The sequence below is a fragment of the Sulfurimonas sp. HSL3-7 genome (genome assembly GCF_039645985.1).
Classification (GTDB): domain Bacteria; phylum Campylobacterota; class Campylobacteria; order Campylobacterales; family Sulfurimonadaceae; genus Sulfonitrofixus; species Sulfonitrofixus jiaomeiensis.
Map to the genome: position 1 here is coordinate 777554 of NZ_CP147919.1, position 15105 is coordinate 792658.

18 protein-coding genes are annotated in these 15105 nt (G+C 47.7%); 11 read left to right on the forward strand and 7 right to left on the reverse strand.

The features are described from left to right. Position 1: 1 nt before the first annotated feature. From WCY20_RS03980 to WCY20_RS03995, 4 genes are all read left to right on the forward strand, one after another. The gene (locus tag WCY20_RS03980) at positions 2-1234 is read left to right on the forward strand and encodes a glutamate-5-semialdehyde dehydrogenase (RefSeq protein WP_345977169.1); all 1233 of its coding nucleotides are present in this window, start codon (positions 2-4) and stop codon (positions 1232-1234) included. A gap of 50 nt (positions 1235-1284) precedes the next feature. Further along, positions 1285-1806, forward strand: coding sequence for an ATP-binding cassette domain-containing protein (locus tag WCY20_RS03985; RefSeq protein ID WP_345977170.1), 522 nt, complete (start codon positions 1285-1287; stop codon positions 1804-1806). Then, positions 1807-2367: a YqiA/YcfP family alpha/beta fold hydrolase gene (locus tag WCY20_RS03990; protein WP_345977171.1), complete on the forward strand. Its 561-nt coding sequence runs from the start codon at positions 1807-1809 to the stop codon at positions 2365-2367. A 135-nt stretch (positions 2368-2502) separates the two neighbouring features. Beyond that, complete coding sequence (locus WCY20_RS03995; RefSeq protein ID WP_345977172.1) at positions 2503-3045, forward strand: O-acetyl-ADP-ribose deacetylase; 543 nt, start codon at positions 2503-2505, stop codon at positions 3043-3045. Positions 3046-3075: 30 nt separating this feature from the next. Here the strand turns inward: WCY20_RS03995 and crcB are convergent, their stop codons facing one another. The 7 genes from crcB to WCY20_RS04030 all read right to left on the reverse strand — a co-directional run bounded on the left by crcB (position 3076) and on the right by WCY20_RS04030 (position 8283). Continuing rightward, positions 3076-3471: a fluoride efflux transporter CrcB gene (gene crcB, locus WCY20_RS04000; protein ID WP_345977174.1), complete on the reverse strand. Its 396-nt coding sequence runs from the start codon at positions 3469-3471 to the stop codon at positions 3076-3078. Between the two features lie 122 nt (positions 3472-3593). Then, complete coding sequence (locus WCY20_RS04005) at positions 3594-4289, reverse strand: lysophospholipid acyltransferase family protein (protein ID WP_345977176.1); 696 nt, start codon at positions 4287-4289, stop codon at positions 3594-3596. Next, positions 4264-5319, reverse strand: a complete 1056-nt coding sequence (locus tag WCY20_RS04010; RefSeq protein ID WP_345977178.1) for a hypothetical protein — start codon at positions 5317-5319, stop codon at positions 4264-4266. Before WCY20_RS04010 ends, WCY20_RS04005 begins: the two co-directional genes overlap by 26 nt. A gap of 2 nt (positions 5320-5321) precedes the next feature. Then, positions 5322-5990 (reverse strand): phosphoribosylformylglycinamidine synthase subunit PurQ, encoded by a 669-nt coding sequence (gene purQ / locus WCY20_RS04015; protein ID WP_345977179.1) that lies wholly within the window; start codon positions 5988-5990, stop codon positions 5322-5324. Next, positions 5990-6232: a phosphoribosylformylglycinamidine synthase subunit PurS gene (gene purS, locus WCY20_RS04020; RefSeq protein WP_345977180.1), complete on the reverse strand. Its 243-nt coding sequence runs from the start codon at positions 6230-6232 to the stop codon at positions 5990-5992. Before purS ends, purQ begins: the two co-directional genes overlap by 1 nt. An 11-nt stretch (positions 6233-6243) precedes the next feature. Then, positions 6244-6954, reverse strand: a complete 711-nt coding sequence (gene purC / locus WCY20_RS04025; protein WP_345977182.1) for a phosphoribosylaminoimidazolesuccinocarboxamide synthase — start codon at positions 6952-6954, stop codon at positions 6244-6246. Positions 6955-6957: 3 nt separating this feature from the next. Further along, positions 6958-8283 (reverse strand): S41 family peptidase, encoded by a 1326-nt coding sequence (locus WCY20_RS04030; RefSeq protein ID WP_345977183.1) that lies wholly within the window; start codon positions 8281-8283, stop codon positions 6958-6960. 307 nt (positions 8284-8590) lie between these two features. On the opposite strand from WCY20_RS04030, the gene WCY20_RS04035 reads away from it, so the two are divergent. The 7 genes from WCY20_RS04035 (at position 8591) to WCY20_RS04065 (ending at position 15033) form a co-directional block, all read left to right on the forward strand. Continuing rightward, the gene (locus tag WCY20_RS04035) at positions 8591-11167 is read left to right on the forward strand and encodes an AAA family ATPase (protein ID WP_345977184.1); all 2577 of its coding nucleotides are present in this window, start codon (positions 8591-8593) and stop codon (positions 11165-11167) included. A gap of 64 nt (positions 11168-11231) precedes the next feature. After that, positions 11232-11588: a hypothetical protein gene (locus WCY20_RS04040; RefSeq protein WP_345977185.1), complete on the forward strand. Its 357-nt coding sequence runs from the start codon at positions 11232-11234 to the stop codon at positions 11586-11588. Positions 11589-11770: 182 nt separating this feature from the next. Further along, positions 11771-11905 carry a 50S ribosomal protein L34 gene (gene rpmH, locus WCY20_RS04045; protein WP_275856444.1) on the forward strand — a complete coding sequence of 45 codons (135 nt, stop codon included), beginning with the start codon at positions 11771-11773 and terminating at the stop codon, positions 11903-11905. Between the two features lie 8 nt (positions 11906-11913). Next, a complete protein-coding gene (gene rnpA, locus WCY20_RS04050) occupies positions 11914-12252 on the forward strand; it encodes a ribonuclease P protein component (RefSeq protein ID WP_345977186.1) in 339 nt (112 codons plus the stop codon). Continuing rightward, the gene (yidD, locus tag WCY20_RS04055) at positions 12230-12556 is read left to right on the forward strand and encodes a membrane protein insertion efficiency factor YidD (RefSeq protein ID WP_345977188.1); all 327 of its coding nucleotides are present in this window, start codon (positions 12230-12232) and stop codon (positions 12554-12556) included. The genes rnpA and yidD overlap by 23 nt, the downstream gene beginning before the upstream one ends. A 15-nt stretch (positions 12557-12571) precedes the next feature. After that, positions 12572-14155: a membrane protein insertase YidC gene (yidC, locus tag WCY20_RS04060; protein WP_345977190.1), complete on the forward strand. Its 1584-nt coding sequence runs from the start codon at positions 12572-12574 to the stop codon at positions 14153-14155. Then, complete coding sequence (locus WCY20_RS04065; RefSeq protein ID WP_345977191.1) at positions 14155-15033, forward strand: Jag N-terminal domain-containing protein; 879 nt, start codon at positions 14155-14157, stop codon at positions 15031-15033. Before yidC ends, WCY20_RS04065 begins: the two co-directional genes overlap by 1 nt. The last annotated feature ends 72 nt before the right edge of the window (positions 15034-15105 follow it).

Sequence of the window (15105 nt, forward strand, 5' to 3'; positions counted from 1 at the left end):
TATGGAACAATTTTTACAAACAGCAAAAGAGAGTTCACGCGTTTTAGCTCTGCTTAGCGGGCATGACAAAAACCGCATCTTGCGTGAGATGGCAGAAGGCTTGCGGGCCAACACAATGAACATCATCGAAGAGAATGCCAAAGATATGCGAGCCGCCGACGAGAATAATCTGGCGGCATCGCTGAAAGACCGCCTCTATCTGGACGAGAAACGCATCGATGCCATGGCGGTCGCTATTGAAGAGATCGCTGCACTCAAAGAACCGGTCGGTCGGGTGCTTGACGGCTGGGTCACCGATGACGGGCTCAAGATAGAGAAGGTGAGTATTCCTATCGGCGTGATCGGGATTATCTACGAGTCGCGCCCGAATGTAACGTCCGATACGGCGGCACTCTGTTTTAAATCAGCCAACGTCTGTGTATTGAAAGGCGGTAAGGAGGCAGAACACTCGAATGCGGTGATCGCCGATGTTTTGCGCGCCGTCCTGCGTAAAAACGATCTTCCCGAAGCGCTGATCTCACTCTTGCCGGATGCGTCGCGCGAGGGTGTGTCCAAACTGATCAAGATGGACAAGTATGTCGACCTTATTGTTCCTCGCGGCGGTGCCGGACTGATCCGTTATGTTAGTGAGAATGCGACGGTGCCGGTGGTCAAACACGACAAAGGACAGTGTCACACCTATATCGACAAAGATGCCAATATCGGCAAGGCGATCTCTATTGCCATCAACGCAAAAGTGGACCGTCCGGGTGTCTGTAATGCGATGGAGACCCTTCTTGTTGACAGCGCCATAGCAAAAGAGACACTGCCGAAACTGAAGATGGCATTTGACGAGACGATGACTGAATTAAAAGGGTGTGACAGAACCCAGGCGATCATTGACGTTGCCCATGCAACGGATGAGGATTATGATACGGAGTATCTTGCCAATATCCTTAACATCAAAGTGGTTGACGGTGTTGAAGGCGCAATCGAGCATATCGTCCGGTTCAGTTCAGGGCATTCGGAAGCGATTGTGACAGAGAACTACACCGCGGCAGAGCATTTTCTGAATGCCATCGATGCGGCGGCGGTCTATGTCAATGCTTCTACCCGTTTTACCGACGGGGGTGCTTTCGGTTTCGGAGCGGAGGTCGGCATCTCGACCAACAAACTGCATGCGCGCGGACCGATGGGAATCGAAGGGCTGACCACCTACAAGTTCAAGATCTACGGAAGTGGTCAGATACGTTGAACCCGGTTCTTGAGATAAAGCAGCTGTGCTTCGGCTACACCAAGGATAAGATGCTTTTTAAGGATCTCTCTTTAACGCTGAAACGCGGTGAGGTCAAGGCGGTTGTCGGCGCAAGCGGTTCCGGCAAAAGCACACTTTTTGAGCTAGTCCTCGGCAACCTAAAACCGCTCGACGGCACACTGACCGCTTCACGTGCTTCCGAGGTATTCCAAGACCCTTACACCTCGTTTCACCCCTTTTACAGCATCATAAACCAGATCAAAGATGTGGCTTCCCTTGACGGGCTGGAGCGTTATCTTGATGAGATGAAGCTCGAATACTCTTTATTGCTGAAACGGCCGCATGAACTCTCCGGCGGACAGCTTCAGCGCTGCTCCATCGTGAGGGCCCTGCTGATGAAGCCGGAGCTGCTTCTGCTGGATGAACCCACTTCGGCACTCGATAATGTGATACAGCTTGACGTGATGAAACTGCTCATCAAACATCTTGACAAGACGGCAATGCTGCTGATCACCCATGAACTCGACCTTGCCCGCTGGTGTGCGGACGAAATCATCGAGATCGGAGTGTAGATGATCCTCTATCTGCACGGTTTCGCCTCCTGCGGTAACTCGACCAAGACCCAATTGCTAAAAAAGTATTTTGGTGAAAATAACGTCCTATCACCCGATCTGCCGGTTGATCCTCACGAGGCGATCGATTTTATCCGCCGACAGATTTTCGATAATGATATCGACCTGATCATCGGCTCCTCACTGGGCGGTTTTTATGCGACCTATTTCGTTGAACAGTACGGGATCAAAACGGTACTGATCAACCCTTCAACACAGCCGTTTATCACATTGGCTCCTTATGTGGGGACCAACCACTACTGGTGCAGTGGTGATGCGTTTGAATTCACACGCGACCATCTCAACAGCCTTTTTGAATTTGCCGTCGGACGATTGAATGATCCGAAACGCTACCTGGTGCTGCTTCAGACGGGTGACGAGGTTTTGGACTATACCAAGGCACAGGAGAAATACGAAGGTTCAGCGATTATCGTTGAAGAAGGCGGCAACCATCGTTTTGAAAACCTTGATGATTATCTCGATAAGATCAAAAGATTCAGAATGACACAGGGCAGCCTTTAAAAAACAGATAATAGATGAGACGCCCAAGCGTCAGGAAGTGGAACTTATGGAATGCAAGCGACGCTGTTCTCTATTTTAGTACTCTTTTGTCAATAAGTTGAAACTGTGTTAAGATTGATCGATACAGGAGTGCAGATGCCACAGATTGCGAAAAAACTTACGGAACACATTGAAGCAAAAGTCGGGGATATCACGCAAGAGAAGGTCTGTGCCGTTGTCAATGCGGCCAACAGTTCGCTACTGGGCGGCGGCGGTGTTGACGGAGCGATCCACCGTGCGGGCGGCGGAGGGGTTTTGGAAGCTTGCCGTGCGATAAGGCAGAGCCGTTATCCTGATGGCCTACCGACAGGTGAGGCGGTGGTAACGACGGCGGGCAATATGCCGGCTGACTACGTGGTGCATACTGTGGGGCCTATCTATAGTTCATGCGGCGGGTCCTGTCAAGAGCTGCTGCGTAACTGTTACGTTAACAGCTTGAAAGAGGCTGCAATCGTAGGATGTAAGAGCATCGCCTTTCCGGCCATCTCAACAGGTGTCTATGGTTATCCCAAACGCGAAGCAGCAGAGACGGCTTTCAATGCCGTCCAAGAAGCGTTGCAAACTTACGACATCGACGTTACTTTTATCTTCCATTCCGAGTCGGATTACAACGCTTTTATAGCGGCAGTGGAACCATGAAAGGGGATGCTTAAAAGCATCTTGTCGCGGTTATTTAAAGAGTGCGGAGGTTAGGTTGAAACCCAAACCGGCCATAAGAACCGTACCGAAAAGATTGAGTGCCATATTGGCGGCGGCGAGGAGGTAACTTCCTCCCTGCAGCAGGAAAAAACTTTCCATCGCAAAGGTGGAATAGGTCGTCAATGCACCGAGAAGCCCCGTGGTCAGGAAAGACTTCATCTCGACCGAGAGTAGACTCTCCTGCGTCGTGTTGGCGAAAAGAGCGAAGAGGATGCCGATAGCCAGTGAGCCGATAAGATTGACACTGAGCGTTCCGAAGGGGAGGGTATGCGGAATATGGTGCGAAACAAGACCGTTCAGATAGGCGCGCAGTATAGCGCCTATAAAACCTCCGGCACCGATAGCTAAAAGTGTCTGCCAACTCATTTGGCAAATACTTTCAAGCGTTGTAGAGCAAGGTGTAGGTCCTTTGCTGAAGAGCACGCAGCGTCATCGCAGTGCGAACGGCTTTGATCCTTGAATATAACAGAGAAGTCGTGCCAGCTCATCTAGCTGTCCAGTTTTGCGAGGTACTCATCATAGACAATTTGCATTTTCACCTGGAGATCAGAGAGCCAGTTTGCATCATCTTTTGAGGCGACAAATGAGTCAAGATAGACGACAGTAATAGGACCGGTCTGACCACTTCTGTTTTTTAGATCAAAATAGCGTGCCGTGTTGATCAGTACGACGGGCTGGACACGAAGCCCATGCGTGTCAGCAACCATCTTTGCACCGGGTTTGAAGGGGCGCATCTTTTTACCATTGGAACGGGTCCCCTCAGGGAACATGACAACACAACGTCCTTGATCAATACGTTTTTTGCTTTCTCTGACCAATGAAACAAGGGCCGCCTTGCTGTCACGATCTACAGGGATGTCATCCGAGATGCGGATAGCAAGACCGAAAAATGGTACGCTGAAGAGCTCTTTTTTTGCTACCCAGACAAGATCGCGCTTTGTCGAACACTCCAAAGAGGAGATGTCGATATCACTCTGATGGTTCGCAATCAGCATCTGGGCATCAGGGTCGATCTTGCCTACTGTTCTGACCGGATTAAACATGAAGGTATGGATGAAGCAGGAGGCGATCTTCGAACCGTAAGGTTTGGGCACAAAAGGCCATGTTATTATCTTGAGCGTTAAGCCGATAAAGATTATGATCAGATCATAAAACCAGTTAATGCGAGCAAATATCGTCTTCACTAATCCATCCGATCTTTTTATTATAGGTAATCTGTTTGTACCCTTTTACACTGTGTTTGACCTCAAAACTGCCTTGTGACGAGACGATATCGAACACGGTGGCATTCTCTATCGGCAGAAGGTAGACAGGGGTATCGGCATTAACGCAGATGTTTTCAGCAGGGGCCGCCTGAAGTGCTATGTAAATACCCGGAATAATAATAAAAAGAGTGATCCACCATTTTCGATAGACGATCAAGAGTACCAAGGCGATGACAATGATGACGGCTGCAACAGCCATCTTGATGATATAGTTTTTGTTTTCTGTCGGTTTAAGATCGCTTTGTGTCGAGACGGAATCGTCGATAACCTCAATCGGAATACGGACCTTCATGTAACGCTCTTTTTCAAGGTCAAAGTAGGTGAATTCAAGCTTCTCATACTTCTTTGGCAGGACAGCATAATAGGTCATTTTGGCCTTTTTAATGCCATCATTAACACTTTCAAACCCCTGGTCTTCTACGCCATGGAGTTTAAAGGCCTTGATATTACAATGCTCTGCCTCTGCGTCAAAGGTTAAAATATTGTGTTTATTGTCATATTTTTTGGCATCGACGGCAGTGATGTGAAAGCTGTCAGCCAATATATTGGCAAATTTATTGTCGGGGTTGAGCGAAACCCCTTCAATACTCTCTCCGCCCAAGCTTGATCTCTCGGAATCGATAGAGGCTGTAATATCGGGCAGGACAATGGTGCTGGATGTCGCTAAAAAGTAGAAGGTGTCAAGGACATAGGTCCCTTTGTCTTCGCGGTCAGGTACCTTGTTCTGCAGACGTGCACCACGTCCTCCTGTAAAGCTGTATTTTAGCATGTGATGCTGACCGATGGTCGATAGGGTCTTGATTGTAACAGGAAAAAACTCACCGTTAAAAACGCGCTCCGGAAGATCGTCACTGTAGGAAAGATAGATCACTTTCTGTTTTGCCTGCAGTGCTGTCGGTGCAAACAGAACAGTAAAAAGCAGTGAAAAGAGCAGCAGTAATCTTTTCAAAACTACATCAGTCCTTCAAGCATCTTCACACCATCGGCAGAACCGAGAACCTCTTCCATTGCACGCTCAGGGTGCGGCATAAGACCGAAAACATTTTTCTCTTTGTTGCAGATGCCGGCAATACTGTCTACCGAACCGTTAGGGTTCGAAATCTCGCCGTTTTGGTCACAGTAGTGCAATAGGACCTGCTCATTGGCATACATCTCTTTAAGCCCCTCATCATCAATGAAGAAGTTGCCGTCGTGGTGTGCAATTGGAATGTTGACGACATCACCCTTTTCAAATTTGGACAAGAAATCATTGCTGTTGCTGACCACTTTAAGATGGTGGTGTTTTGAGATGAAGTGAAGGTGTTCGTTACGTTTAAGTGCACCCGGAAGCAGGTGGGTCTCTGTCAGGACCTGGAACCCGTTACAGATACCGAGCACCTTTTTACCTGCTTCGGCATGGGCCTTGACGGCTTTCATGATAGGCGCTTTAGATGCGATAGCGCCCGAACGAAGGTAGTCGCCGTACGAGAAGCCTCCGGCGATAACAACAAGTTCGATGTCATCGGGGATCTCTGTCTCTCTGTGCCAAAGGATCTGCGTGCTTGCACCCAGCTTTTCAAAAGCGTACTGTGTATCGTACTCGCAGTTGGTTCCGGGAAATTGAACGATACCTACTTTCATTATGCAATGATCTCGATTTCGTAATCTTCGATAACCGTGTTGGCAAGGAGCTCTTCACACATATTTGTTACCTCTTCTTTGGCAGAAGCCGTATCTTTTGAATTAAGCTTCATGACGATCTGGCGCCCGACACGAACGTCTTCGACGTTATCAAAATGCAGCGAACCCAGTGCGTGGTGCACCGCTTTTCCTTGAGAGTCCAGTACACCGTTTTTGAGTGAGATATTGATAATTGCAGTCATTGTTTTCCTTCTTAGTTTAAAATTCTGTTAAGTACTTCTTCGTAAGCAAGCGTTAGCCCGCCGAGGCCTTGGCGGAAACGGTCTTTATCCATCTTTTCGCCGGTCTTCATGTCCCAAAAACGGCAGTTGTCGGGAGAGATTTCATCAACCAGGATGATGTTGCCCTCTTTGTCTTTTCCGAACTCCAGCTTGAAGTCAACCAGGTTAAGCCCTTTTTCGGCAAAGTAAGGTTTCAGGATGTCATTCACCTGGCGTGCCATACGGCGCAGCTTGTCCAGTTCATCCTGAAAATCCACAAGGCCCAGAATAAGTGCATGCTGATCGTTCAGTTTCGGGTCGCCGAGCTCATCGTTCTTGTAATCAAACTCAACAAGTGTAAACGGCAGTACTTTGCCATCTTCAATACCAAGGTTGCGGCTGAGACTCCCCGTTGCAATATTGCGAACGATCACTTCGATCAGGATAACGTCAACGCGTTTATGCAGCATGTGGTTGTCATCCATCATCTCAATAAAGTGCGTCGGGATCCCATGTGATTCCAGGACTTTAAAAAGTTCTGTAGAGATCTTGTTGTTCAGGACACCTTTACCTGCTTCACTGGACTTTTTGGCACCGTTAAACGCGGTAAGGTCATCTTTAAACTCGGAGATCAAAATCTCGGGGTCGCTGGTGGTGAAAAGTTTCTTTGCTTTACCTTCGTAGAGAAGTTCTTGTTTTTCCATGGATTATCCTTTTACAATGATGAGGGCTTTGATGATGTCAGTCCCCTCTTTAAGTTGAATGTCTTTGATAAGCTGCTCTTGGGTGATGATGTTTTTGTCATCTTCTTTTGTCTGCTTCTCTTCTTTCTTGCCGTCTACCTTTTCCAGCTCACTTTCAAGGTGCTGTTTAAGGTCGGCTTCTTTGAGAGAAAAGTTGTTTTCATGTGTGTCAACCTGTCCGGCCAGGACGGTGATGTCCGGTGTGACACCGACAGCTTGAATCGTGCGTCCGCTAGGGAGGTAGTAACGCGCAACGGTGAGCTTGATAGCATCGGTGTCTGTTACCGGCAGAATGACCTGCACGGAACCTTTACCAAACGTCTTTGTTCCAAGGATAACACCACGTTTATGGTCTTGTAGTGCACCGCTGACGATCTCTGATGCCGATGCGCTGCCGCCGTTGACAAGAACAATCAGAGGTACTTTTGTCAAAGTTTTGTCAGCATGAGCCTTGTAGGTCTCGTTTTCACGAGTATCGCGCCCCTTTTGAGAAACGATATCACCGCTGTCTACAAAAAGATCGACAAGCCCAACGGCTTGATCGAGCAGGCCGCCCGGATTGTTGCGAAGATCGAGGATGATCCCCTTTGTGTCCGACTGATGCTTTTTGATCGCGGTGGAGACATCCTCTACCACTTTTTTATCAAAACTGGTGACGCGGATATAGAGAATGTTGTCATCAATTGTCTTGGCATAAACCGATTCGATCTTGATGATATCACGGACAATATGGATAGAGAGCGGTTTGCTTTCACCTTCGCGTACGATAGTCAGGTCGATCGGGGTGCCTTTTTTACCGCGCATGATGTTGACGGCTTCATCCAGTCCCATGCTTAGCGTCGATTTGTCATCGATCTTTAAGATAATGTCGCCAGCCTTCATGCCTGCCTTGTCTGCGGGTGTCCCTTCAATAGGTGCGATAACAGTGAGCGCGCCGTCTTTCATTCCGACAGTAATACCCAAACCGCCGAACTCGCCGTTGGTCTGGACTTTCAGGTTCTCAAAACTTTTGCTGTCAAGATAGCTGGAATGCGCATCAAGGTTCGTCATCATTCCTTTCAGTGATTTGTCCATAAGCTCTTCGATCGTAAGGCCGTCGACATTGTATTTTTCAACAATACTGAGGACTTTCGTGAACTTGGCAAGAGCTTGAAGACGTGACGCCTCAACAGTTGGCTGACCGGCAGGTTCAGCTTTTATCTCTTTCGCAAAAAGGGTTGAACCGAAAGTGAGGCCTGCTGCAAGAACAGCACTCAAAGCACCTAAAAGCATAAATTTTTTGTTTTTCATTAATAACCAATCCGGCTAGTGATTTTAGAAGGTGATATTATAGTTAAATGTTGGTTAATTAACAAATACTGAAACCATTTACAAGTGCTGTTATAATTATCCAAGTCTAAAGCGGTGATATGAGCGTGAATGAGGAGAATTTTTATAGCAGATACGAGAAGATTTCCAGGCGTAAAAGAGGGATATAATAGAGCGTTTATCAGCTGAAGAGAGTAACCTTTAGTCATATGATATCAACTTTACTTGACAATATATGACTCAAGTTGATATAATAATTTTCATCTACGAAATAAGAAGGAATGAATAAATGAATACAATTTTTGAAAAACTGACACATCAAATGACGGAATCGGTCGAGTCGGCGCTCTCTTTGGCGTTGCATAATAAAAATATGGAAGTAGAGCCTATCCACTTTTTTTGGGCACTGCTTACTAACAGTAATTCGGTACTGAACCAGGCATTTAACAAAATGAATGTGGATAAGACAGCGATCGAACTCGATGTAAGGTCCGTAGCGGACAAGCTGCCGAAATCATCATCAGTCTCAAAAGAGAATATCCGAATCTCACGGCCGCTGGTGCAGGCCTTGGAGCGCGGTGTGGGCGAGATGACAAAAACGGGCGACAGCTTTCTGGCGGTCGATACATTTATCCTTGCCAATGTGCAGGAAGAACCGTTCAAAGGCATACTCTCCAAATATGTTGACATGATGGAGTTCGCCAAAACTTTTGAAGCGATGCGCGGCGGTCAAAAGATCGAATCGCAAACAGCGGATGAGAATCTTGAAAGTCTTTCAAAATACGGTATCGACCTTACCGCTGAAGCGGGGGAGGGGAAATTGGCCCCGGTGATCGGCCGTGATGAAGAGATCAGCCGTATGATGCAGATCCTGATCCGTAAGACGAAGAACAATCCTATTCTTTTGGGCGAACCGGGCGTCGGAAAGACTGCGCTGGCAGAAGGATTGGCGCAACGCATTTATAATAAAGAGGTACCTTTAAGTCTGCAAAACAAACGGGTCGTCGCGCTTGATATGTCAGCGCTGATCGCGGGAGCGAAGTATCGCGGCGAATTTGAAGACCGCCTCAAAGCGGTGATCGACGAGGTGAAAAAGAGCGGCAATATCATTCTCTTTATCGATGAGATCCATACTATTGTCGGTGCAGGTGCCGGCGAGGGCGGAATGGATGCGGCCAACATCCTGAAACCGGCACTTGCCCGAGGCGAGCTTCATACCATCGGAGCGACAACGCTCAAAGAGTACCGAAAGTACTTCGAAAAAGATGCGGCACTCCAGCGCCGATTTCAGCCGGTCAATGTGGCCGAGCCGACGATCAACCAGTCGCTTCAGATCCTGCGCGGCATCAAAGAGCGGCTGGAGGCCCACCACAACGTCACGATCACCGATTCGGCGCTGATCGCAGCGGCTAAACTCTCCGAACGTTATATCGGGGATCGTTTCCTACCGGACAAGGCGATCGATCTCATCGATGAAGCAGCGGCGGAACTGAAGATGCAGATCGAATCGGAGCCTAATGTCCTTGCTGCCGTAAAGCGCGAGGTCCAAGAGCTGCAGGTCGAGCGCGAAGCCTTGAAAATGGATGAAAGCGCATCGAACGAAAAACGTATCGAAGAGATCAAAAAAGAGCTGGCCGATGCCGAAGAGAAGAAACGCACTCTGGAGACGCAGTTTGAGCAGGAAAAAACGGTTTTTGAACGTATAGCCAACATCAAAAACGATATTGAGTCAAAACGACGAGCGGCAGAGCTGGCTAAAAATAATGGTGACTTCGAAAAGGCGGCAGCGATCGAGTACGGGGATATCCCGAAACTCAATGAGGAAGAGAGCTCTTTGCAAGAGAAATGGAAAGAGATGCAAAAAGAGGGTGTGCTTCTCAAAAACAGTGTTGATGAAGAGTCCATCGCCGGTATTATCAGCCGATGGACAGGTATTCCGGTGACGAAGATGCTCCAAAGTGAAAAAGAGAAGATCCTGCATATCCAAGAAGAGCTGGATAAGGATGTCATCGGCCAAGAGAAAGCGACCTTCGCGGTGGCGCGTGCGATCAAACGTAACAAAGCGGGCCTTTCGGACAAAGATCGTCCTATCGGTTCGTTTATGTTCCTTGGACCGACTGGGGTAGGTAAAACACAGACGGCAAAGACCTTGGCAAAGTTCCTTTTCGATTCGCAGGATGCACTGATCCGTTTTGACATGAGCGAGTATATGGAGAAGCACGCCGTCTCGCGTCTTGTCGGTGCGCCTCCGGGGTATGTCGGTTATGATGAAGGCGGACAGCTCACTGAAGCGGTACGCCGCAAGCCGTACAGTGTTGTCCTTTTCGACGAGGTCGAAAAGGCGCACCCTGATGTTTTCAATATGCTCCTGCAGGTGCTTGACGACGGTCGTTTGACGGACAACAAAGGGGTGACGGTCGACTTTACCAATACCATCATCATATTGACCTCCAATATCGCCAGCGACAAGATCATGACAATGCAGGGTGATCCGGGACTGGAAAATGTGGTGATGGGTGAGCTGAAATCAAAGTTCAAGCCGGAGTTTCTGAACCGTCTGGATGACACGGTCATCTTCAACCCGCTGGGCGAGCGTGAAATTACCGGCATTGTCGGGCTCTTCTTCAAGGAGATCGCAGACAAGGTTGCCGAACGTGACATCACCCTGACGCTTAGCGACGCGGCCAAGGCGGTTATCGCCAAAGCCGGCTTCGACCCGGTCTATGGTGCCCGTCCGCTGAAACGGGCTCTTTACGAGATTGTCGAAGACCGCCTGGCCGACCTGATCCTCGGCGGCGAGGTCAGTGAAGGCAGCACGGTCGCGTTCGATGCGAGAGGCGATGAGATCAGTGTGAAGATCAGCTGAGAGGAGAAGTTTTTCTCTCTGGCGCGTTAGTCTTGGTTCACTTTTTATAAAGTATAATTGCTTCATGAAAAAAATCCTCTCCGTATTAATCTTTTTGACCGCTTCTCTTTTCGGATGCACCGGTGATTGCCTTACCTGTCATCCCGCGCTGGAAAAAAATATCCAAAACGACCTGCGGCACAAACCCATGCTGACCTGCATCAATTGTCACGGTGTCGATCCAAATGCCATGGCCGATTGCGGCAGCGACTGTTTCGCCTGCCACCCTATGAATAAGATCAACAACGGCGTAAAAGAGCACCAAGTGATCCAGGGGTGCAAAGATTGTCATATGAAGATGAAGCAGGAACTGCTTGACATCAGCAACGCGCATGACCAGTCTCATGTGCAGGCACCACTGCGGGATTTTCTTTTAGAGTAGGTATGCCTGTTTTGGTGCGCTTTCTTTTGTTAATTGAAGGCAGGCGTGAACAGTTGCTCCGCCATTCGAGCTAAAAAATGAAGCAAGAAAGCGGTAATTTTCCATTAAACTCCCAACCTTAACCACTCTTTAAGTAAGGATTGCATATTATTGCGAGCTAAAAATTATTTAAGGATATGGTAATGAAAAGAACATACCAACCACATAATACGCCACGTAAACGTACGCACGGTTTTAGAGCTCGTATGGCAACTAAAAACGGTCGTCGTATTATCAACCGTCGTCGTGCAAAAGGTAGAAAATCACTAACTGTTTAAGCAGTTTTTTGATTCTCAAAACTAACGGCGAGTTTCAATTCGTCTACAGACGGGGCAAAAGTGTGCACTCGCGCTCTCTGGTTCTTTTCTATCTCCCGCAAAAGGGAGTGCGAAAATACGGTTTTACAGCCAGCAAAAAAGTAGGCAACGCCGTTGTGCGCAATCGTTCAAAACGCCGACTACGCGCTATATTTGCTGAAGAGTGCCATCGTCTGGAAGACGGAAGCTACGTTTTGGTCGCAAAAGAGGCTTTGGCCTCGACCTCATATGAACAGTTAAAATCTGATTTTATCAAGATTTTAAAACATGCAGGCAGCATAAAAGATGATCAGAAAAGTTCTTCTTAGTATCCTCGCCATCTACCAAAAGTTTTTTACTTTAATCGGTTATGGCAGCTGTCGGTATTATCCTACATGCTCCGAATACGCCAAATGGCAATTTGAAGAGAACCCGCTCCATACCGCATTTTACAAAACAGCTTTACGTATACTTTCATGCAACCAACTGTTTCCAGGCGGAATAGATTATCCCCAAAAACAAAAATTCTGTGAAAAACCGGAAAATTTAACCATAAATTCGATAAAGTACTGGCTCGTTCCTACAAAGAACAAGCAATATTTCATTATAAAAAATTTCCTATTTAAAGGGTAGTCCTTGCTAAACAATATGTCTGCTAACCAACGTCTGATTTTGGCTGTTGTCCTCTCATTTGTCTTTTTTGTGGCGTATACCGCTATTTTTCCTCCGGAACAAGTAAACCTTGAAGCCAATGCAACTGAAAAAACGCAGAGTGCTGCTGCAAATGCAAGCAGTCCGTCAATTCCGAACGCCACTCTTGAGCATGCTATTTCAGCTGATGAACAGCTCCCGTCAACCGATTCAACTGTTCTAGTCAACATCGAATCTGAACATTTCAGCATGAAGATCGATACACTAGGTCGCATCGCTTCCAAGATTCTCAAAGATGAGAAGTTTAACAACAACGATAATATCCACTCAGAGATGGTCGCGCAGGTGGGGACCAAGCCTCTTCATATCCGTTTTGCTGATGTTGATCTGGATAAAGAGTCCCGCAAGACGCCATACACGACCAATGTACGTGAAGCAACGCTGAAAGAGGGCGGTTCAGTTGTCGTTACAATGGAACAAAAACTGACAAACCAGACCGTTGTCAAAAAGTTGACGATCTATGATGATGGTCACTATGACATCAATATCGCCCTCTCTTCTGACACGCGTTATTTTGTTTATCTGGGACAGCATGTTCTTCGAGAAGGCCAGATGATGATGGCCGTACATGGTGCCATGGTTTATCACGGCGACAGTCTGACCGACATTGTTGAAGATGAAGATGCCGAAGGACGCAAGACCTTTAGCGATGTGCATCTTACGTCATCGTTTGACCAGTATTTTGCATCGATCTTTTACGGATTGACTCCAGATGTCACTGTCACGGTTGACCGCGATCGCGACAGCAATCCGATCGTCTATGTTGACGGCTCTAAAAACTTTGCATTCAATGGCTATATCGGGCCGAAAGACTACAAGATTCTTGAAAAGATCGATCCAGTACTTACCAATGCGATCGAATACGGCTGGTTCACCTTTGCTGCTGCACCGCTTTTCAAGGTGCTGATGTGGCTGCACGGTATCTTCGGCAACTGGGGCTGGGCGATCATCGCTTTGACAATATTGATCCGTATGGTACTTTTCCCACTGACCTATAAAGGGATGCTCTCTATGCAGAAGATGAAAGATATCGCGCCTAAGGTCAAAGAGATCCAAGCCAAATATAAAGGCGATCCGCAGCGTATGAACGCGGCGGTGATGGAGACCTACAAGAAACACGGTGCCAATCCGCTCGGCGGCTGTCTGCCGCTTCTGCTGCAGATCCCTGTCTTCTTCGCGATCTATCGCGTCCTTCTTAACGCGGTCGAGCTGCAGGGTGCGCCATGGATCATGTGGGTGAACGATCTTTCCCGTATGGACCCGTACTTCATCCTGCCGATCCTGATGGGTGCGACGATGTTTTATCAGCAGCATATCACGCCGAACAACTTTACGGATCCGATGCAAGAGAAGATCTTTAAGTACCTGCCAGTTATCTTTACGTTCTTTTTTATTACCTTCCCGTCGGGTCTGGTACTTTACTGGTTCGTAAACAATATCTTCTCGATCGCACAACAGTTTATGGTCAATAAACAGTTTGAAGCGATCAAAAAGGCGAAAGAGTCGGGAGGCGCAGCGTAATGATCAAGATTGAATCAAAATCGCTTGAAGCTGCCTACTCTCAAGCAGCGGAAAAGCTGGGGTGCTCTGTCACACAGCTTCAAGTCGAAATTGTTCAGTACCCATCAAGCGGTTTATTAGGGTTCTTTTCTAAAAGTGCCATTATCGTTGCTACACGCAAAACAGAGCCTCAGTCAGCCGCACCGATCAAAGAAAAAATAGCCGAACCGGAAGAAGCGAGCACTGTCGCAGAAGAGATCCACGATGAAAAGGTGACAGAAAAAGAGCCTGAAATGCCTAGACAGCGTATCTTGAATGACACCATCTTACCTGAATCATTTGTGACAGACCAGGACGAAGAAGATGAGCAGAACGACTATATCGAAGATGCGATTGAAGGGATGTTTGACGACGAAGAGGAAGAACCTTTTGAAGACATTGAAACGATCGCTCACGAAGTCAAAGAGCAGATCAATGCCCTTTTTGCCAATATCTGTTTTGAACTTAATGAGATCGAGGTCAGCGTCTATGACGAGAATACCCTGATGATCGATTTTAATGGTCCTGATGCGGCGCTGCTGATCGGTAAAGAGGGGTATCGTTACAAAGCACTCTCTTACATGATCTTTAACTGGATCAATGCCAAATACGGACTTCAGCTTCGTCTTGAGATCGCAGAGTTCCTGAAAAACCAGGAAGAGTCTATCACCCGTTATCTGGTAGGTGTCTGCGAGGCGATCGAGCGTGACGGCCGTGCCCAGACTAAGATCCTCGACGGCGTCCTTGTCCAGATCGCGCTCAAACAGCTGCGCGATCAATACCCGGACAAGTATGTCGCCATCCGCTCGACACGAGACGGTTCGAAGTTCATTATCGTCAACGGCTACAACGCTTATTAAAGTTTTAGCTTCGGCGCATCTTGCACCGATACCCGTAGGGACAGACCCACTTCACCACTCGACGCACATTTG